This window comes from Ammoniphilus sp. CFH 90114, assembly GCF_004123195.1.
Taxonomy (GTDB): domain Bacteria; phylum Bacillota; class Bacilli; order Aneurinibacillales; family RAOX-1; genus YIM-78166.
In genome coordinates this window covers 16,914-37,085 of record NZ_SDLI01000017.1, presented here as the reverse complement: position 1 = coordinate 37,085, position 20,172 = coordinate 16,914, and the positions used below count along the sequence as shown (strand labels likewise).

Genomic DNA, 20,172 nt, shown 5'->3' with positions numbered 1-20,172 from the left:
TAGAGGGGAGTCAAACATTATGAGAGTAAGAAAAGCCATAATACCCGCAGCGGGACTCGGAACCCGTTTCTTACCAGCAACCAAAGCCATGCCGAAAGAAATGTTGCCGATAGTTGATAAACCAACTATCCAATATATTGTCGAAGAAGCCGTAGAATCCGGAATTGAAGATATCATTATCGTAACCGGAAAAGGCAAGCGTGCCATTGAGGATCATTTCGATAATTCCTTTGAACTCGAGCACAATCTATTAGAAAAAGGGAAAATGGATCTATTAAATGAAGTGCAAAAACCATCCCAAATGGTTGATATTCATTACATCCGTCAAAAAGAAGCCCGTGGTTTAGGACACGCCATCTGGTGTGCCAGAAAGTTCATCGGCAATGAGCCGTTTGCCGTTCTCCTTGGGGATGACATCGTCCAAGCCGAGAAGCCTTGCTTAAAGCAAATGCTCGAGCAGTATGATCGTTATCGCGCGTCTGTGATTGGGGTGCAGCATGTACCCGATGATGAAGTCTCACGATACGGGATCGTGGATGCCAAGCAGATTCATGATCGATTCTTTAGTGTCAATAACTTAGTAGAAAAGCCGAAGAAGGAAGTCGCTCCTTCGAATCTTGCTATTATGGGACGGTATATCTTGAGTCCGAAGATTTTTGAAATCTTAGATAATCAAAAGCCTGGTGCTGGTGGAGAGATCCAGCTCACGGATGCCATTGCTGAGTTAAATAAGATCGAGGCCGTTTATGCTTATGATTTTGATGGGACCAGGTATGATGTAGGGGAAAAGTTAGGGTTTATTAAGACGCAGGTGGAGTTTGCGTTGGGGAGAGCGGATTTGAGAGAGGAACTCATGAGGTATTTGAGTGAAGTTGTGGAGAAGAGTTACGCGAAGAACTAAAGGAAGGAAGTCTTGGACCATGGCCGATAGAATATTCCTTTCGTCACCCCATATGAGTGACGAGGGTTATGAAATGCAGTATGTACAGGAAGCTTTTGATACCAATTGGATTGCCCCCTTAGGTAAGAATGTAGATGAATTCGAACGTGAATTATCTGCTAAAGTCGGTTCAAAGGCCGCAGCAGCTCTTTCTTCTGGTACGGGAGCTATCCACCTTGCTCTTAAAGCAGCAGGAGTCGGAGAAGGGGATATCGTTTTTTGCCCTACGTTAACCTTCTCTGCGACCGCGAATCCGATTATCTATCTGAATGCCGTTCCTGTTTTTATTGATAGTAATTATGAGACTTGGAATATGTGTCCTAAGGCATTGGAACAGGCTTTTGAAAAGTATCCCAATGTGAAGGCAGTAATCGTTGTCCATCTTTATGGTCTATCAGCAGATATGGATAAGATCGTAGAACTTTGTAAAAAGCATAATGTCGCTTTAATTGAGGATGCTGCCGAGAGCTTAGGTGCTTATTATAAAGGCAAGCATACGGGGTCTTTTGGAGATTATGGCATCTTTTCTTTTAATGGAAATAAAATCATCACCACGTCCGGTGGCGGGATGTTAGTTTCTGATAATGAAGAGAGAATTGCCAAAGCAAGATTTTGGGCCACTCAAAGTCGAGATCAAGCTAGACACTATCAGCATAGCGAGTTAGGCTTCAACTATCGTATGAGCAATGTAGTAGCTGGAATTGGTAGAGGTCAACTGAAAGTGTTAGAACAAAGGGTTGCAAAGAAAAAGTACATATTTGAGTTTTATAAGAAAGAGTTAGGTTCCCTTGAAGGTGTGAAGTTTATGCCCATCAATGAGTGGAATGAGCCTAATTATTGGTTAAGTTCGTTGACATTGAATGGGCCGGTTAGACCGCTTGATATTATGATGGCACTAGAAAAAGAAAATATTGAGTCTAGACCGGTTTGGAAGCCGATGCATATGCAACCGTTCTTTGAGAAATATGATTTTGTGGGCACGGATGTAGCAGAGAAGTTGTTTGATAATGGGGTTTGTTTGCCGTCCGATACGAAGATGACGGATGGGGATTTGGAGAGGGTTGTGGAGATTGTAGGAAATATCCAAATCCCCAAAAAACAATATTTCATTTGAGGAAGTTATTTTCGACTATGATCACTAGATAGATACAAATACTTAAAGTGAAAAAGAGGTTATTTACTATGGGGAATTTCATTAAAAAAATGATCGATTTTTCGATTTCATTCTTAGTTCTAACATTTTTATCACCATTTTTAGTGTTGATAGCAATTGCAATTAAAATAGATTCAAATGGTCCTGTTTTTTTTAAACAAGAGAGAGTTGGTAAAAAAGGTAAATTATTTTACATCTATAAATTTAGATCAATGGTGATGGGTGCTGAAAAAATCCAAATTGGAAATGTAAAGGGCGAAAATGATACCAGAATTACTAAAGTTGGTATGTTTATTAGGCGATATAGTTTAGATGAATTGCCACAATTAATAAATATTCTTAAAGGAGACATGAGTATAGTTGGTCCAAGACCAACATTAAAATATCAAGTTGAACAATATAATGATTTTCAAATGAGAAGATTGGAAGTGAAGCCAGGTATAACGGGATGGGCTCAAGTGAATGGCAGGAATAATTTGACTTGGTCAGAAAAAATAAAATTAGACAATTGGTATATAGACAATTGGTCGATATTTCTAGATATAAAAGTATTATATAAAACTATGTTTGTTTTATTTAGAAAGAACGAAGTTTATTATGGAAGCAAAATACAAGAGTTTAAAAAAATAGATACTCTTAAACCTTGATCCAGTGTTTAAGATGAGTAGATGATCGATTAAAAAGGAAATTTATAATCAGTGAAGGAGACAAAAAATGATTAGAGATAAAAAAAAAATACTTGTTCTTGGTGCTGGAAGAGACCAACTTCCAATAATTAACAAAGCCAAAGAACTTGGCCTATTTGTCATCGTTGTTAGTCCAAAAGGTGAATATGATGGCTTTAAAATTGCCGATAAAATATTTTATGCAGATATCACGGAAATAGATGAAATTCTAGAATTTGCAAAGAGTGAAGGTGTTGATGGTGTTGTGTCAGACCAACTAGACATTGCGGTACCATCAATTGCCTACATTACAGAAATGCTTAATCTTCCTGGCATAGGATATGACTGTTCTCAATATTTTACCAATAAAAATCTAATGCGGAACGTAGCGGAAGAGGTTGGGATACCTATACCTAGATATAAAGAGGTTGAGGATCTTAATAGTGGGTTAGGTGTTGCTAATGACATAGGGTTCCCTGTTGTTATTAAACCAGTGGATTCAGCTGGAAGTAAGGGTGTATTTAAAGTTGATAGTGAGGATGAGTTTAGAGAAAAATTCAAGTTAGCAAAGGTAGAATCATTTTCTAGAAAAGTTATGGTAGAAGACTTTATTCAAGGTGAACAGTATTTATCAAGAGGATATGTGGATGAGTATAAACTTCGTTTGTTTGCATTTGCAGACAGATATTATTTTGATTTACCTAAAAATTTTCTTCCTAACATAACTATTTTTCCGGCTACTGTTGAAAAAAATATTCAAATGAGAATGGTTGATTATCATGATAGATTAATAAAAAAATTGAGGCCTAAGTTTGGAGCAACAGGTAGTGAGTGGATATATAACAGAGATACAGATACGTTGTATCTTGTTGAAATATCAATACGAGGAGGCGGGGCTTTTATTAGTTCCGATTTAATTCCTGAAGCATATGGGATAGATTTACAGCCCTATCTTATAAATGCTTCTTTGAATCAGAAGAATAGTGATGTTTTTAGTGCGAATATCAAAAATCGTTCATCTGCATATGTTTTCTTTTTACTACCAGAAGGTAGAGTTTGTGATGTTTCAGGTTTAAATGAGATTGAAAGCATAGAGGGGGTATTAAAGTCTTTTGTAAGAAATATTAAAGTGGGTGAAATTATCAAATCTATAAATCATAAGGGGTCAAGAATTGGACCGATTCTAGTGAGTGGTGATACTAGAGATGAGGTTGAGATGACGATTAAAGAAATACAAAGTAAGGTTACAGTGAATGTAGAGACTGATTGTGGAAAAAAGGGGATAATATGGAAATAAAATCCCTTATGTATTAGGATTTATTCAAGAAAATGATAAAAAGTTATAAGAGAGACATGGAAAGAACTTATAAAAACCAAGAGTTGTAAGAAAGATTTAATATTAGATTAAGTTTATTCTTTTTTTATTAATAGCTTAATCGATTTACTTATTCTAGAATGTATAAATTATTAATAAAAACAAGCTGAAGGTGAAATCAAATGTTATCGGTTGTTCCTATAAATGAGACTGAAAAATGGGATGAGATAGTAAAGGGATTTGAATTCCATGATATATATTATCTATCTGGATACGTAAGAGCTTTCCAAATTAATGGTGATGGTGAGCCAATACTATTTTTCTATGAAGATAATACTATAAAAGCGATTAATGTACTAATGGTAAAAGACATATCAAAAGAAAAAAACTTTTTAGATAAGGTACCTAAGAACACATACTATAGTAGTTCTACTCCTTATGGTTATGGCGGTTTCTTAATTCAAGGGAAAGTAACTAATGATAGTTTAATGAATTTAGATAGGGAATACAATTTAGAATGTAAGAAAATGGGGATTGTTAGTGAATTTGTTCGTTTTCATCCTGTATTAAACAATTCAGAGATGGTTACGCCAATCTATGAAGTTACTAATCTTGGAAGAACTATTACGTTGGAATTAAATTCACATAATGAAATCTGGAACTGTTTAACTAGTCAAAATAGAAATAAGATCCGTAAAGCAAAAAAAGCTGGTGTTGATATCTTTTGGGGACGTAAAACTGATTTGTTTGAAAAGTTCAGGCCTTTGTATAATGGAACGATGGATAGAGACGGTGCAATTGAATATTATTATTTTAAAAATGATTTTTATAGTAGTATTCTGAGTGATTTAAAATACAATTCATTAATGTTTTATGCCCAATATAAAGAGGAAATTATAGCGATGTCAGTTATACTGTTTGTAAATCAACAAATGCATTATCATCTATCTGCATCTGATAAAGAATATCAACATCTTGCACCAACTAATTTATTGCTTTATGAAGCAGCAAGTTGGGGATGTGAAAATGGATACAAAACACTTCATTTAGGTGGAGGTGTGGGAAGTAACGAGGATAGTCTTTATACCTTCAAAAAAGGATTTAATAGAAATTCAAACACTTATTTCTCGATTGGAAAAAAGATATTTGATGAAGATAAGTATCAAGATCTGGTCAATATCAGAAAGCAAGAATCAGGATTTGATGAAAGAAATTCATTTTTTCCGCTTTACCTAGCATAACAAAGTGATAATAAAGCGATTTAATAATACTAAAAAAATTTAGATGTAATATCAGATGTAATAATAGTGATATTTGTTATTTAGAATTATAGGCGGTGGAGTATATATGGATAAACATCAAAAATATAATATTGTAATTTTAAATCATCATGCAAATGCCCCTGACGTTGGTGGTGGTGGGAGGCATTATGAAATAGCTAAATATTTTTCGGAATTAGGGCATGAAGTTACTGTTCTTGCTTCTTCTTATGATCAAGGGAAAAAACAGTATAGAGTTAGTGAGGAAATAAATGAGATATTTTTTAATGAGAAGTTTAAATTTGTAAGACTTAAAACAAAACCAGCATATAAACGTATGACTGGAAGATTTATTAATTATATTAATTATAAAAATAAAGTTACTAAATATGAAAATTTTAATCAAAAACCTAATGTAATTATTGCATCATCTGTACATCCACTTGCATGGGAAGCAGGCTATAAATATAGCAGGAGATATAATGCGAAATTTATTGTAGAAGTAAGAGACTTATGGCCATTAAGTATGTATGAGGACTTCTCTGGAATTACAAGAAAATTGATCTTTTCATACTTTGAATCCTTAGAAAAAAAATATTATAATTTGGCTGATGGAATAATTACTACAGCACCATATGCGAACGAGTATATGGAAGAGAAATATGGAATTGAAAAAAATAAAATTTTCTATATTCCTCATGCTATTGATATTGAAGAATTTGATAAACAAATAGAATCTCATGAAGATATATTATTACCGGAATTAAATGAAATACTAGATAATAAATTTTGTGTAACCTACACTGGCGCACTCTCAAAAAGTGAGGGATTACCAACATTTGTTGAATCAGCAAAGTATCTAAAAAAATATAAAGACATAATTTTAATTGTTATAGGTAATGGCCCAGAGAAAGAGAAATTGCTTAAAATAATTAAAAGTGAGAACTTAGACAATGTTCTTTTGTTAGAGAAGCAACCTAAAAATAATGTACCTTTGATATTGAAAAAGTCAGAAGTATTATTCTGTGGTCTATTAGAAAGAGAGGCATTTAAATATGGAATTAGTAAAAATAAGTTTTATGATTATATGGCTGCAGAAAAACCTATTATATTTGCATCGAATGTAAGAGGTAGTCTAATAAGTAAGGCAAAAGCGGGAATCACTATAGAGCCAGGTAATGCTAAAAAGCTTTCTGAAACAATTATACACATGTATGAAAATATAGATAGTGTTGGGAAAGATTATTCAAAAAATGGTCGCTTATATGTTGAAGAGAATCATACTGTGCAAAAAATATCTGAGAGATTTCTCGAGATTATCTCTAAAAGTTAATAAATAATTATTATAGTTTGAGTAAGAAGGGGACGTTGTTAATTATGAGTATTGTAAACGTAATTGGTCTAGGTTATATAGGGTTACCCACAGCACTGATTTTTGCGAAAAATGGTATTAAGGTGGTAGGTACCGATATCGATTCCAATCTGGTAAAGACATTATCTAAAGGAATCGCACCTTTTGAAGAAGAAGGATTAGAGGAACTTTTTCTACAGGCTCTCTCTAATGGAATTGAATTTACCACAAACTATCAGAAGACACATACGTATATTATTGCGGTTCCTACACCATATATTAAAGAAAGTAAGAAACTTGACCCAAAGTATGTTATTTCAGCTGTAAACAGTGTTCTAGATGTCTGTGAAAGTGGTGCGCTGTTAATTATAGAATCAACTATTTCACCTGGTACAATAGATAAGTACATTCGCCCTGAGATTGAAAAAAGAGGTTATGTAGTTGGAGAAGATATTCACTTATTACATGCTCCAGAAAGAATTATTCCCGGAAACATGATTTATGAACTTGAATTCAATTCAAGAACAATTGGGGCTGATAATTTTGAAATTGGAGAGAAAGTTAAAGGGTTGTATTCTAATTTCTGCAAAGCAGATATTGTTGTAACGGATATAAGAACTGCTGAAATGTCAAAAGTTGTAGAAAATACATTCAGAGATATTAATATCGCATTTGCTAATGAATTAGCAAGAATTTGTCGTACAGATAATATGGATGTTTATGAAATAATTAGAATTGCTAATTTGCACCCAAGGGTTAATATATTGCAACCAGGCCCAGGAGTTGGAGGACACTGCATTTCAGTTGATCCTTGGTTTTTGGTTGGGGACTATCCTGATCTAACAAATTTAATATTGACTGCACGAAAAACAAATGATTCAATGCCAAGTCATGTACTTGGACGTATTAGAGATATAATGAGGGAAAATGGTATTAAAGATATATCAAAAGTTGGCCTCTATGGTTTGGCATATAAAGAAAATGTTGATGATACGAGGGAGAGTCCAACACTTCAACTCTTAGATCGAATGGACGAGCACTTAGCTTTTGGTGTAAAAGTCTTTGATCCACTTGTTAAAAAAAGAATTGTAGACCATCAGTTTATGAATTTTGAAGATTTCTTAAATGAGATAGAGATACTTGTGATTATGGTTGGACACGAACACATTATAGACAATTTTGAACTCATTAAAAATAAGCATGTCCTTGATACTAAAAATATTTGTAATATCCACAAGGTATATAAGTTGTAGTTTTAGCTGTTTGAGCAATTGTCGGAAATGTTAGAATGAATATTGAAAAATGCTAAACTGTAGAGAGGGCAAAAATATGAAAGTATGCATTACAAGAAATGCAGAGGCCAGAACTAATGCTGGTATTTCAAGAATAGTTAGTGCTTTAGAATGTAACGTAGATAATATTATATTACTGACTAGAAATAGGTTTGCTGAAGGAAATGGCAAAGTAGAGGTATTGAGATACAATACGACAAACACAGAAATTGTCAACTATGAGATCAATCTAAAGAGTAACCCAGGCCGTGGTATCGTAAACATTGTCCAGTTGGTAATATTTCAATTTATTTTATTTAAATGGCTCTTAAAAAATAGAAACAAATATGATATTATACACGCCTTCGATTTAGATAGTGGTTTGCCAACTCTTCTAATTTCAGTGTTATTAGGAAAAAAGTACGTATATCATATTGCAGACTTCTATATTGACAGTAGAGGAGGAGTGCCGAAGTTTCTAAAAAATGTAATTAGGCGTATAGAGTACTCTGTGATAAATGGAGCGGAAACAACAATTATTTGTACTGAAGATAGGGCAAGACAAATCGAAGGAAGCAAGCCAAAAGAACTCGTAGTTGTCCATAATACACCCATAGTACCGGAGAGTTTATTGAAATCAATCCAACAGAATAATGAAATAAGAAATCCGAACAATCGAAAAATCAAACTAACTTATGTTGGTGCGCTAGCTGAGAAGCGATTTATTAGATATTTAATAGATGTAATTAAGAGATATCCTAATGTTACTTTGAATATAGCAGGTATGGGAAAGCTGGAACAATATGTGAAAGAAGCGTCAATTGAGTATGAAAATATTAATTATTTTGGAATGATAGACTATACCGATGCATTAAAATTATACTCTGATACTGATTATATGTTTGCTATATATGACCCAAGAGTTCCAAACCATAGATATTCTGCGCCTAATAAAGTTTACGAGGCAATGATATTAGGTAAGCCAATAATAGTAGCTAAAGGTACTGGAATAGACCAAATAGTTTCTACGAATAAAATTGGTATAACGATCGACTATTCAATCGAAGCTTTTGAAAAAGTACTAACTGACATAATATCTAATCCTGATTTAATGGTCAGTATGGCTAATAATTCTAAAAAAGTATATGTTAAATACTCGTGGATTGAAATGAAAAATAAAATTATAAATATATACCAAAATATACGGTAACTCAAATTACGATTAATTTCTATTAATAAGTAAAAAAATTAAATGTATAGAACTAGTATTACTAAGATTTAAAAATTAAATATTTCTTTTTGTTAAAAATTAAAAGAAAAAAGTAGTAGCTGTATTCAATCAATTGATTAAAAATCATTAAGGAAAGTAATATATAATACACTGAAATAAAATGTATTTTTATGTTTTCAATTTAGTAGATTTAATCTCCTGACTATAAAACATACAGTAATACTTTCCTTATATATTTACTAATATTATATGTGATTGAGTAATAATCCTAAGATAATGTTGAAAATAGAGATTTTAGCAACTAGTAGGTTTTTCCTTAAGTTGGTGTGTTATGACAACTGTATCTACAAATTAATGAAGTCTTAACATTGGTTATTGAATTATTAATGATCATATTTTGATGTACATTATTTATAAATAATTATTCTCTTAAATTAAGGTAGGTTTGCATATGATAGAGGCCACCATAAAACCAAATAATTTGTTATTGTTAGTATTACTCCTTCTAAGTGTTATGCCATATATATATGTAGGTTCATACGGAATGCCAGTCTTGTATTTATTATTGCCGATTGGCATAGTGATTTTTATACTTGTATTATTTGGGAAGATTCGCATCCCAAGAATTACAAAAACTTTGATATTACTATTTATACTAATATTGATTGAAATTTTTATATCTACATTATATGGGACTATAACTACTTTTAATAAATTTGATATCCCAACAGATTCAATACAGTACGTTGCAAGATTTATAACTCTAATTTCATTTATTGTATGGTTTTATAAGGGGAAAATTGAAGTAGATAAGTTCATACGATACTTTTTAGTTTTTCTGAATATAGCTATGTTAATAGGAATATTTCAATGGATTCCTTGGCCTGGAAGGGAATTATTCATTCAATTATATCCCTTCAGGGATGGATCTCTCCAATTAAGCCAATTAGACAGAGAACTTTATAGATTTAGATTGCATGGGATAGCCCAATTCGCTACTGCAAATGGAGGACTAGCTGCCTTTTTCTTTGTATTTGCATACTCGGTATTTAAGTATTACAAAAAATATAATTTTCTTTCCATTACTCTAATGGTATTAACGGTGATTAATATTTTTGCTAGTCAGGCTAGAGGAGGTATTTTGGCATTATTTTTTTCGCTTTTCCTTTTTTATTTTGTAAGTATCTATTTAAATAAAAGTAGTATAAAACCTACTTTATTTATGATGACTGCAAGTGGGATTATTACAACAATAAGTATATACCTCTACAATACTGGTAATAAGTTTATAGGTTCAATGGTATTTAGATGGAACCATCTATTTGAGGCAAGAGGTGGAGCAAGGGTAGATCAAATATACTATTTTATTTCATTATTAGAAAATCCCTTCTTTTATTTATTTGGTCTATCAAAACAAGTAGTAAACCAGAGCGAAATTTCCTATGGCGTTGAAATAGAGCCGATAAACATATTTGTCACATATGGAGCAATAGGATTTTTGTTACAATACTCAGTGATTGTCGTGTTATTAATATATTTTCTAAGAAATATGAGGAAATGCTTGGAAAATAAAGCTGTATTGACTTTGATTGTGGCTTCCTTTGTGGGAATATTAAGTTATCAGATTTTTTCTTTAGGTTATTATTTCTTCAGAGAGCTTAGAGTGGGATTATTTCCATGGATACTAATTGGAGTGGCAATAGGTGTGCTTGAGAAATATAGTAGGGATGGATGTAAATTATGACAAAGAAACTAGAACAGATATGTATAATATCAGGTTCATACCCAACACCGACAAGTCCTAAATATACGTTTGTTGATCAGTTAGTCAGTGCCTGGGCAGATTTAGGGATAGATTGTATAGTTATTTCACCAAATAGTATTACAAAACAAATTACAAAAAGATCAAATGTTAAACCAAGAGAGTGGTCTAAGACTACTCTAAAAGGAAACACAATAAAAATTTATTCTCCGAATTATCTTTCATATTCAAGTAGAAACCTATTAGGATATAATACTGCAAATCTAACTATCAAAAGCTTTAAGCAATCTGTGTTTAAGGAGTTTAGGAGATTAAACTTAAAACCAGATATAATTTATGGGCATTTTATCGTCTCCTCTGGCATCGCTGCAGCTGAAATTGGCTCGATATACAATATTCCGTCATTCTTTGCATATGGAGAAAGTTCACCAGAACACTTGGAAAAAATCGGCGTCCAAAGAATTTCAAATATGCTCAAGAATATTAATGGAGTAGTATCAGTTTCAACAGAAAATAAGAAACGGTTAATAGAACGTAAAATTGTCTCAAGCGAGAAAGTTAAGGTTTTCCCGAATGCAATTGATAGTAAACTTTTTTATAAAAGAGATAAACAAGAAATGAGAAGAAAGTTTGGTTATAGCGAATCTGACTTTATTGTAGCTTTTGTTGGTCATTTTATTAATAGGAAAGGTTCATTAAGAGTTTCTAGAGCGCTTGATGGCTTAAATGGAATTAAGTCCATATTTATAGGAAATGGACCTGATTTTCCAACATGTGAGGGTATTTTACATTCTGGAAGAGTTCCACATGAAAAAATACCTGAAATGTTAAGTGCTGCAGATGTCTTTGTTTTACCAACATTGAATGAAGGATGTTGTAATGCAATAGTTGAGGCAATGGCATGTGGATTGCCAATTATTTCATCTGATAAACCTTTTAATGACGATGTTTTAACAGCTGACAATTCTATCAGAGTGGATCCGATGAATGTAGAACAAATCAGAAATGCAATAAAGTTATTGAAAAACGATACTTCTATTAGGATGAAAATGTCTGAGGCTTCCATAATTCATGCAGTTAACTTTAAGATTGAGGAAAGAGCTAAGAGAATATTAAATTTCATGCAAGAAAAAATACAAAAAAAATAGCTATTTTACTGCTTTAATAATATATATTTGTTCATAATTATTTATCTAGTAGTTATAAGGTAGAAAGACAATTTTTCTATAAAAAAGGAATATTAAAAATAGGGAAAAATCATTTAAAACGGAAATTGTTAGTAAATAACATTAGGTAACTTAAGAGTTGTTCTAATAACTATTTGGAAAAGGGGTAAATATGACTAAGAATAAATACTTTAGAAGTCTTATGAATACCAAATGGGTTAGTATATATAGAAGGAGGTTCTTAAACTTTAAAGGTAGAATCCAAGCATTTTTGATTAGTGATGAAGAAATGAATAAGCGTCTATATAAAAAGAAGAAGCAAAAAAATCTTAACTTAGCTAGTCCAAAAACCTTTTCTGAAAAGGTAATTTTTTTAAAGTTATACTATAGAAATCCCTTAGTTACGCTTTGTTCGGACAAATATTACGTAAATGAGTATATAAAAGCTTGTGGTTTTGAACATATTATAAAAAAAACATATGGTGTATATCGTAATGCAAATGAAATAGATTTTTCAGCATTGCCAGATAAGTTCTTCTTGAAATGTAATCACATCCAAGGTTCTAACAAGTTAATAAACAGAAATGAAGTTGTAGACTACGATTACCTAAAAAAATATTACAATGTTTTACTGAAGCGGAATCATTACTATACTATGAGAGAATGGGGATATAAAAACATAAAACCACTTATTCTCTGTGAGGAGTGCTTGGAGGATAAAAATGGTAACTTACCGACAGACTACAAATTCTATTGCTTTAGCGGAGAACCAAAATATTTCATGGTTTCTTATGGTGAGTTTGAACATAATGTTCGAAATCATAAGTTTGATATGCAGATGAACTCCATCGATTCATATTTTAAAGAAGATGTTGCTATTGCCCCAGAATCTATTAAAATCCCTGATAATTTTGAAGAAATGGTAGAAATTGTTAGAGAATTGTGTAAACCTTTTCCTCACGTAAGAGTAGACTTATATAACGTCGATGGAAAAATATTTTTTGGTGAATTGACATTTTATAGTGCTGGCGGATTTATTAATGTGCATTCACAAGAGATGGATCTATTAATAGGATCGTGGATAAATTTAGATAATTATCAAATTGATCTCACCAAAAAAGTAAATTAAAAATATTTTATGAGAATATAGCCAACATGGAGTTTGTTGTAATTTAGATTGAATAAGGAGATATAAAGTTGGTTAGTAATCTAAATAGTAAAATAATCAATGCAGCAAAATGGTCAACAATAACATCAACCATCTCAAAACTAATAACTCCAATTACAACGATGATACTGGCTAGAATTCTAACGCCTGAAGCATTTGGAGTTATTGCTACAGTAACTATGATAATAAGTTTTGCTGATATGTTTGCAGATGCTGGTTTTCAAAAATACCTAATTCAACAGGACTTTAAAAATAATAAGATAAAGTTTAGATATGCAAATGTTGCGTTTTGGACTAATTTAACAATATCATTTCTAATTTGGTTACTTATCTCTATATTTTCTGAGCAAATAGCTACGTTTGCAGGTAATCCCGGTTTAGGTAAAGTAATAGTAATAGCAGGTATTTCACTACCATTAACGTCATTTTCGAGCATACAAATGGCATTATACAGACGTAGTTTTGATTTTAAAACTCTCTTTTATGTAAAGTTATTTGGAATATGTATACCGTTCTTTGTCACTATTCCACTAGCCCTTTATGGCTTAAGTTATTGGTCAATAATAATAGGTACTATATGTGGGAGTCTATCAAATGCTATTATATTGACAATAAAATCAGAGTGGAAACCAACTGCATTTTATAGCTTTATGATGCTAAAGAAAATGTTTTCATTTAGTTTTTGGTCTCTTTTAGAAACTATTTCAATATGGTTTACTTCATGGGTTGATATCTTTATTATTTCAAGTTTACTTAATTCCTATTATTTAGGTATATATAAAACTTCCATTAACATGGTTAATGGCATCTTAGGACTTGTAGCAGGTTCAATTGCAACCGTATTATTTTCAGCATTATCGCGATTAAAAGATAATGAAAATTCCTTTAATGAGACATTATTTAAATTTCAAAAATATGTTAGCATATTCCTGTTACCAATGGGAGTTGGAATATTTATTTACCGTGACACTATCACCTATATTTTACTTGGAAGTCAGTGGGCTGAAGCAAGCCTCTTAATTGGGTTATGGGGTCTGATAAACTCTTCGTCGATTGTATTTTCATACTTGAGTAGTGAAGTCTATAGATCAAAGGGTCTTCCGAAAATATCCTTATTAGCTCAGCTTTTGCATATTATTGCAATAATACCGACTTGCTATATAAGTATGAAATATGGTTTTAATACACTAGTCATTGCAAGATCTTTGATTGGTTTACAGTTTGTTCTAGTTCATTTTCTTTTATTATATATGATATTTAAGATATCACCGTTGAAGATGATAAAAAATATTTTCCCAATTATTTTTTGTTCTGCACTAATGGGTCTGTTTGCAGAATTAATACAGATGGTAAGTAATAAAATTTATTGGAACGTTGTTTCTATTGGTTTATGTATTGTTTTTTACTTTATGATTATTTTATTAATTCCAAGTATCCGCATGGAAATATTTGAAGTCCTTAAAAAGAAAAGTCAAAAATTAAATCTGTAGTATTGTTTGTGCTGTAGAAATTAATACTTTTTGTAAAGGAAAAACTACCATATTTGGTACCCAAAAAGAAAATGGAGTCGTGTAAATGAAAATAAAATTAATAGCAACTGATTTAGATGGTACCTTGCTTAAAAATAATAATAGTATTGATTCAGAAACTACTGAATTTCTTATCAAATTCCAAAGTAAAAAAGGAATTTTAGTTTTGATTACGGGAAGACGGTTAAATGAAATCTCAGAATATATAGACTCCCTAAAGATGCTAGATTTTAAAACAGGGTATATCGTATTCTGTGATGGTCAATATGTTTGGGACATTAGTAATAACCAAATAATAAATAATCAGTTTCTAACTATAAAAGATGTAATATTCATATTAGATCATATAAAAAACTATTCATTTAATGTTACCTTATATAATAACAAAAATGACTTTGTACTATTAAATAAGCAAACACCACTTAAAAGAATAATATATTCATTATGTCGAACATTACTAAAGAAAAATGGAAGGAAAAAGTATACCTTTACATTTATGATTCCTTTCATTTCTTCACAGGTTGTTGATATTGAAAAAGTAGTTATTCACACTAATAAACTTAAAAGCAAGGATATGCATGAATATTTCGGAAAGTTTACTGACCATTTTTCTAATTACAACATTACTTTAATGGAAGAAAAGAAGATAGAAATTTCGAGAAAGAATGTTAATAAACGAGATGCGTTATTGCAGATAACTAACTCGGAAGACTTGTTAAATGATGATGTTTTAGTTATTGGAGACGAAGGTAATGATGTAAAGATGCTAAAATACTTTAAAAACAGTTTTGCAATGGGGAACGCAAGTAATTATGTGAAACAAGCAGCCATGTATATTACTGATACTAATGAGAATCAAGGTGTACTTAAAGCACTAAAGAAGTTTGTAGGTGATGAAAATGATCGACTCGGGGGTAATACCCCCTCGGGTAGGGGTCAGACCCCAATGTCATCAAGCTAGCACTACAGAAAATGTGATTGATTGCCAACGGCAAAGCGCTCCGCGCTTTACCTTGTGATCAGGGACTGTCCCTCACTCTGCTAAAGTGTAAAGTATGAAATTAAATTACTTTCAAATTGTCTTAATAAGTGGATATATTTAGTCTGACGATTAGTGTTAGGCTTTTTGCTGTTATCTGCGCTAATATTTTAAGGATCTCTTATAATATGGGAACGATGAATTAATAGTGAAAATACTATTATTGTTGATTGGAGGAAATTTTTAATGTACAAAATAGCAGTAGCAGGAACAGGTTACGTCGGCCTAGTGGCCGGCGTTTGTTTTGCTGAAGTGGGTCATCAAGTGACTTGTGTTGATATTGATGAGAATAAAGTTAACCTCATGAAGTCGGGTGTGTCTCCCATTTATGAGGCTGGTTTAGAAGAGTTAATGCAGAAAAACTTTGCAGCAGGAAAAATTGATTATACTACAGATTTTCAATCGGCATACAAAGATGCAGATGCGATCTTTATCGGTGTAGGTACACCGGAGCAACCAGACGGTTCTGCCAATTTATCCTACATAGCAACGGTTGCAAGGCAAATTGCGGAATCCATAGAAAAGGACTGCCTGGTGGTTGTAAAATCTACCGTTCCGGTTGGAACAAACGATAAGGTCGAGCAATTTATTAAGGATTTCCTAGTCCATGATGTAAGAGTAGAAGTAGCTTCCAACCCCGAGTTTCTCGCTCAAGGATCGGCTGTCCATGATACGTTACATGCGGAAAGAATAGTTATTGGAACCGAAAGTAAATGGGCGGAAGATTTATTAATGGGTATTTATGAACCGTTTGGTTTACCTATCGTTTCCGTTAATAGAAGATCAGCAGAAATGATCAAGTATGCTTCAAATGACTTCCTAGCACTAAAAATCTCCTATATGAATGATATAGCTAACCTTTGTGAGTTGGTCGGTGCGGATGTTCAGGATGTGGCAAAAGGAATGAGTTTTGATGGGCGTATTGGAAGTAAGTTTTTAAATGCAGGGATTGGTTTTGGAGGCTCATGCTTCCCTAAGGATACAAAAGCACTAGAGTATATTGCTAAACAGCATGGCTATGAATTAAGAACTGTAAAAGCCGCCATAGACGTGAATAAAGACCAGAAAACGTTGTTATATAAAAAAGCGAGCAAGCGATTAATTACATTCAATGGTCTTAAGGTTGCAGTACTCGGATTAACATTTAAGCCGGGAACAGATGACCTACGGGAGGCTGCATCTCTCGAGAATATTCCTCTCTTATTAGAGCAGGGAGCAGACATTTATGCGTTCGATCCTGTTGGTAAGGATAACTTTGCTAGATTATATCCAGAAGGTCAGAATGGCAGAGGGAACATGACCTATGTTGAGCGTATCGAGGATGCTTTAGATGGGGCGAATGTTTGTTTCATCTTCACAGAGTGGGGAGAAGTGAAAGCTGTTGATCCTGAAACTTATAAGAAATTGATGAGAACCCCGCTTATCTACGATGGTAGAAATCTATACAGTGTTCAAAAGATGAAAGACGCAGGGGTGGAGTATCACTCCATTGGAAGACAATCCGTCTTTAGAGAAGGTGTAAAGGAGTCGAAGCATCGTGAGTTACAAACCATTGGACTCTAGTAAAACATTCCTGATTACAGGATCTGCAGGTTTCATTGGATATTACCTTTCGAAGAAACTATTGGATCAGGGCTGCCGGGTTATCGGTGTAGATAATGTAAATGATTATTATGATGTAAATCTGAAATATGCTCGTTTGGAACAACTTGAGCCTTATGAGAGACTTACGTTTATTAAAGGGGATATTTCAGACAAAGCGATGATCAGCCAACTATTTGAGGAATATAAGCCTCATGTTGTGGTAAATCTAGCTGCTCAAGCTGGAGTACGCTATTCTATTGAAAACCCGGATGTCTATATTCAAAGCAATATTATAGGATTCTATAATATTCTTGAAGCTTGCAGACACAATCCCGTGGAACATCTAGTCTATGCCTCATCGAGCTCTGTATATGGTGCGAATAAAAAGGTGCCTTTTGAAGAATCCGATTTTGTAGATACTCCTGTATCCCTTTATGCCTCAACGAAAAAATCGAATGAATTGATGGCCTATACTTATAGTCATCTTTATAACATTCCAGCTACAGGTCTACGCTTCTTTACCGTATACGGTCCTATGGGACGCCCGGATATGGCCTACTTTGGATTTACGGATAAGTATTTTGCTGGAGAGTCTATTAAAATCTTTAATAACGGTGATTTTGAAAATGACCTTTATCGTGACTTTACCTATATCGACGATATAGTAGTTGGAATAGAACGACTTATGGGAAACCCACCTGAAGATGCCGTTCCTCATAAGGTTTTCAATATTGGAAACAACAATCCAGAAAAATTAATGGCCTTTATAGAGACATTAGAAAAGGCTTTAACTAATGCTTTAGGTAGAGAAGTTTTATTTGAAAAGGTATTTGAGCCGATTAAACCAGGTGACGTTCCAGCTACTTATGCATCGACAGATCTGTTGCAGGAAGCTGTAGGTTTTAAACCGCAAACGCCGATTGAGGTAGGCCTGCAGAAGTTTGCGGATTGGTATGTGGAGTATTATAAGGTGAAATAAGTGAGTGCCTGTCACCGCCCGAATTTTGTCGAGGGCGGTGGCAATAAAAAGGATTATAACAAACTAGCCACTGAATTCAATTTTATCCTACTTATCTTTTAGGGGCTAAGTCCAGTGATTTAGGGAGGAAAGATGGTCTTAGTGGCTCTATTTCTGGATAGTTTTATGAAACACAATGATTTCCAGGGAAGTATGCCGGGTTCCAGCCTATGAATTGCCTAGAGTCTGGAATTGACATACTTAAATGTTAGGGAAAACAATAAAAAGATGTCTTTTGGATAAAGGTGGTCTGAGGAGTAATTCTATGGCGAGAACTTATTGGAGCGAAGGAAGAAATGTTACATACATACTTCGAGGATTATTTGCAATTGGATCATTATCCTTCTATTTTTATATATTAGAAAGTAATAATTATCTAGTAGTTGTGGGGCTCTTGTTGTTAAGTTTAATCGCCGCTGAAATGGTTGGAGCTGTTTGGACTAGATATAGAAGAAGTAAATCAAAGATAAAAAAAGAGCAAAAGAAGTCCACTGGAAAGTCAATGAAAAAGGGTTTAACAGACCAAGAATTATTGAATTCCAAAATTGATGACTTATCTGGAACTGACTTTGAGAGATTAATGGAGATGTATTACATAGATAATGCTCGCCTCGGGGATACCCCCTCGGGTAGGGGTCTGACCCCAGTCGAAGTTTGTCGAACATAACTCGCTATAGTAAGTGAAAAATAGGTCTGACTGTCTATAATTGGTCAGGCCTAGTACATTATGGCTTATTAAAATCAATGATCGCCTCGGGGATACCCCCTCGGGTAGGGGTCAGTCCCGCGGTTCTTTAAAGTGGTAAAGTAAATGCCGTTTAAAAATGTGGTCGGTTTTGTGAAGAAGAATTTTGCGAACCATCGTGTTTTCACGAACTTAGAAAAGTGGAATGAACAATGTCTCCAGTGGCTAAATCGAAGCGGGAATGGGAAAATCCACAATACCACAAAAAAGAGACCGGTCGAAGTGTTCACCCTGGAAAAGTTACACTTACGACCCGTCTCTCATTCACTCAGCTTTTCAGCTATTGACTCTTCTAGTATAACAAGGTCCGTTCGAAAGGACAACACCATTAGGTATAAGTCAAATCGTTACTCTGTGCCATTAGGTACATACCGTCACCCAGACACCGTCGGCTATGTAACAGGAACTAAAGATCATCAACTGATCATTAAAGAACATGTCGATGGAGATATTCTAGCCCAACATAAAATCGATCTAAGGAGTGGTCAATTAATTCAAGACCGTGATCTCCAACGGTAAAACGCTCCGCACTTTACCTCATGAAAGGGGTCTGACCCTCACTCTGCTAAAGTGTGAAAGTGATATGTCTTCATATTGATAACTGGTGATTAGTGTCAGGCTTTTAGCTGTTATCGTAAATATTTAATGATCTCTTAAAAGAGCGATGAATTATAAGTGATAAACTATTATTATTTATCGGAGGAAATTTTCAATGTGCAAAATAGCAGTATCAGGAACAGGTTACGTCGGTCTAGTGGCCGGCGTTTGTTTTGCTGAAGTGGGTCATCAAGTGACTTGTGTTGATATTGATGAGAATAAAGTTAACCTCATGAAGTCCGGGGTGTCTCCCATTTATGAGGCTAGTGCCCGCCTCGGGGATACCCCCTCGGGTAGGGGTCAGTCCCGCTGATCTTTAAAGTGCTAAAGTGAAGCCCGCTCCGGTTCATTACCGGAGTGGGCTTATATCAATTTAAAG

At 33.6% G+C, this 20,172-nt stretch carries 17 protein-coding genes and 1 pseudogene; all 18 read left to right on the top strand.

All coding sequences use genetic code 11. The annotated features are described in order from the left end of the window. Positions 1–19: 19 nt before the first annotated feature. Positions 20–901: a UTP--glucose-1-phosphate uridylyltransferase GalU gene (gene galU / locus EIZ39_RS23440; protein ID WP_129203480.1), complete on the top strand. Its 882-nt coding sequence runs from the start codon at positions 20–22 to the stop codon at positions 899–901. A 19-nt stretch (positions 902–920) separates the two neighbouring features. Beyond that, positions 921–2,054, top strand: coding sequence for a DegT/DnrJ/EryC1/StrS family aminotransferase (locus tag EIZ39_RS23435; RefSeq protein WP_129203478.1), 1,134 nt, complete (start codon positions 921–923; stop codon positions 2,052–2,054). 47 nt (positions 2,055–2,101) lie between these two features. Continuing rightward, positions 2,102–2,740, top strand: coding sequence for a sugar transferase (locus EIZ39_RS23430; protein ID WP_305014618.1), 639 nt, complete (start codon positions 2,102–2,104; stop codon positions 2,738–2,740). 67 nt (positions 2,741–2,807) lie between these two features. Further along, on the top strand, positions 2,808–4,055 hold the full coding sequence (locus EIZ39_RS23425) for an ATP-grasp domain-containing protein (protein WP_129203474.1): 1,248 nt from the start codon (positions 2,808–2,810) through the stop codon (positions 4,053–4,055). 200 nt (positions 4,056–4,255) lie between these two features. Further along, the gene (locus EIZ39_RS23420; protein ID WP_129203472.1) at positions 4,256–5,314 is read left to right on the top strand and encodes a GNAT family N-acetyltransferase; all 1,059 of its coding nucleotides are present in this window, start codon (positions 4,256–4,258) and stop codon (positions 5,312–5,314) included. Positions 5,315–5,420: 106 nt separating this feature from the next. Continuing rightward, positions 5,421–6,665 (top strand): glycosyltransferase family 4 protein, encoded by a 1,245-nt coding sequence (locus tag EIZ39_RS23415; RefSeq protein WP_129203470.1) that lies wholly within the window; start codon positions 5,421–5,423, stop codon positions 6,663–6,665. Positions 6,666–6,709: 44 nt separating this feature from the next. Further along, positions 6,710–7,936, top strand: coding sequence for a nucleotide sugar dehydrogenase (locus EIZ39_RS23410; RefSeq protein WP_129203468.1), 1,227 nt, complete (start codon positions 6,710–6,712; stop codon positions 7,934–7,936). 76 nt (positions 7,937–8,012) lie between these two features. Next, positions 8,013–9,164: a glycosyltransferase gene (locus tag EIZ39_RS23405; protein WP_164985280.1), complete on the top strand. Its 1,152-nt coding sequence runs from the start codon at positions 8,013–8,015 to the stop codon at positions 9,162–9,164. 472 nt (positions 9,165–9,636) lie between these two features. After that, positions 9,637–10,929: a hypothetical protein gene (locus tag EIZ39_RS23400; protein WP_129203464.1), complete on the top strand. Its 1,293-nt coding sequence runs from the start codon at positions 9,637–9,639 to the stop codon at positions 10,927–10,929. Then, complete coding sequence (locus EIZ39_RS23395) at positions 10,926–12,095, top strand: glycosyltransferase (RefSeq protein WP_129203462.1); 1,170 nt, start codon at positions 10,926–10,928, stop codon at positions 12,093–12,095. The genes EIZ39_RS23400 and EIZ39_RS23395 overlap by 4 nt, the downstream gene beginning before the upstream one ends. A gap of 190 nt (positions 12,096–12,285) precedes the next feature. After that, on the top strand, positions 12,286–13,242 hold the full coding sequence (locus tag EIZ39_RS23390) for an ATP-grasp fold amidoligase family protein (protein ID WP_129203460.1): 957 nt from the start codon (positions 12,286–12,288) through the stop codon (positions 13,240–13,242). Positions 13,243–13,310: 68 nt separating this feature from the next. After that, complete coding sequence (locus tag EIZ39_RS23385) at positions 13,311–14,771, top strand: lipopolysaccharide biosynthesis protein (protein ID WP_129203458.1); 1,461 nt, start codon at positions 13,311–13,313, stop codon at positions 14,769–14,771. Positions 14,772–14,856: 85 nt separating this feature from the next. Next, on the top strand, positions 14,857–15,771 hold the full coding sequence (locus EIZ39_RS23380) for a Cof-type HAD-IIB family hydrolase (RefSeq protein ID WP_129203456.1): 915 nt from the start codon (positions 14,857–14,859) through the stop codon (positions 15,769–15,771). A 264-nt stretch (positions 15,772–16,035) separates the two neighbouring features. Beyond that, positions 16,036–17,412 carry a UDP-glucose dehydrogenase family protein gene (locus tag EIZ39_RS23375; RefSeq protein WP_129203454.1) on the top strand — a complete coding sequence of 459 codons (1,377 nt, stop codon included), beginning with the start codon at positions 16,036–16,038 and terminating at the stop codon, positions 17,410–17,412. Then, a complete protein-coding gene (locus EIZ39_RS23370; RefSeq protein WP_129203452.1) occupies positions 17,387–18,412 on the top strand; it encodes a GDP-mannose 4,6-dehydratase in 1,026 nt (341 codons plus the stop codon). The genes EIZ39_RS23375 and EIZ39_RS23370 overlap by 26 nt, the downstream gene beginning before the upstream one ends. Positions 18,413–18,716: 304 nt before the next feature. Further along, positions 18,717–19,118: a hypothetical protein gene (locus EIZ39_RS23365; protein ID WP_129203450.1), complete on the top strand. Its 402-nt coding sequence runs from the start codon at positions 18,717–18,719 to the stop codon at positions 19,116–19,118. Between the two features lie 144 nt (positions 19,119–19,262). Further along, on the top strand, positions 19,263–19,715 hold the full coding sequence (locus EIZ39_RS23360; RefSeq protein WP_129203449.1) for a transposase: 453 nt from the start codon (positions 19,263–19,265) through the stop codon (positions 19,713–19,715). 193 nt (positions 19,716–19,908) lie between these two features. Then, a pseudogene (locus EIZ39_RS23355) lies at positions 19,909–20,058 on the top strand (UDP-glucose 6-dehydrogenase); the annotation flags it as partial. Positions 20,059–20,172 lie beyond the last annotated feature (114 nt).

Coding starts and splice junctions, on each gene's coding strand:
- galU (WP_129203480.1), top strand. CDS start 20: ATGAGAGTAAGAAAAGCCATAATACCCGCAGCGGGACTCGGAACCCGT.
- EIZ39_RS23435 (WP_129203478.1), top strand. CDS start 921: ATGGCCGATAGAATATTCCTTTCGTCACCCCATATGAGTGACGAGGGT.
- EIZ39_RS23425 (WP_129203474.1), top strand. CDS start 2,808: ATGATTAGAGATAAAAAAAAAATACTTGTTCTTGGTGCTGGAAGAGAC.
- EIZ39_RS23420 (WP_129203472.1), top strand. CDS start 4,256: ATGTTATCGGTTGTTCCTATAAATGAGACTGAAAAATGGGATGAGATA.
- EIZ39_RS23415 (WP_129203470.1), top strand. CDS start 5,421: ATGGATAAACATCAAAAATATAATATTGTAATTTTAAATCATCATGCA.
- EIZ39_RS23410 (WP_129203468.1), top strand. CDS start 6,710: ATGAGTATTGTAAACGTAATTGGTCTAGGTTATATAGGGTTACCCACA.
- EIZ39_RS23405 (WP_164985280.1), top strand. CDS start 8,013: ATGAAAGTATGCATTACAAGAAATGCAGAGGCCAGAACTAATGCTGGT.
- EIZ39_RS23400 (WP_129203464.1), top strand. CDS start 9,637: ATGATAGAGGCCACCATAAAACCAAATAATTTGTTATTGTTAGTATTA.
- EIZ39_RS23395 (WP_129203462.1), top strand. CDS start 10,926: ATGACAAAGAAACTAGAACAGATATGTATAATATCAGGTTCATACCCA.
- EIZ39_RS23390 (WP_129203460.1), top strand. CDS start 12,286: ATGACTAAGAATAAATACTTTAGAAGTCTTATGAATACCAAATGGGTT.
- EIZ39_RS23380 (WP_129203456.1), top strand. CDS start 14,857: ATGAAAATAAAATTAATAGCAACTGATTTAGATGGTACCTTGCTTAAA.
- EIZ39_RS23375 (WP_129203454.1), top strand. CDS start 16,036: ATGTACAAAATAGCAGTAGCAGGAACAGGTTACGTCGGCCTAGTGGCC.
- EIZ39_RS23365 (WP_129203450.1), top strand. CDS start 18,717: ATGGCGAGAACTTATTGGAGCGAAGGAAGAAATGTTACATACATACTT.
- EIZ39_RS23360 (WP_129203449.1), top strand. CDS start 19,263: ATGCCGTTTAAAAATGTGGTCGGTTTTGTGAAGAAGAATTTTGCGAAC.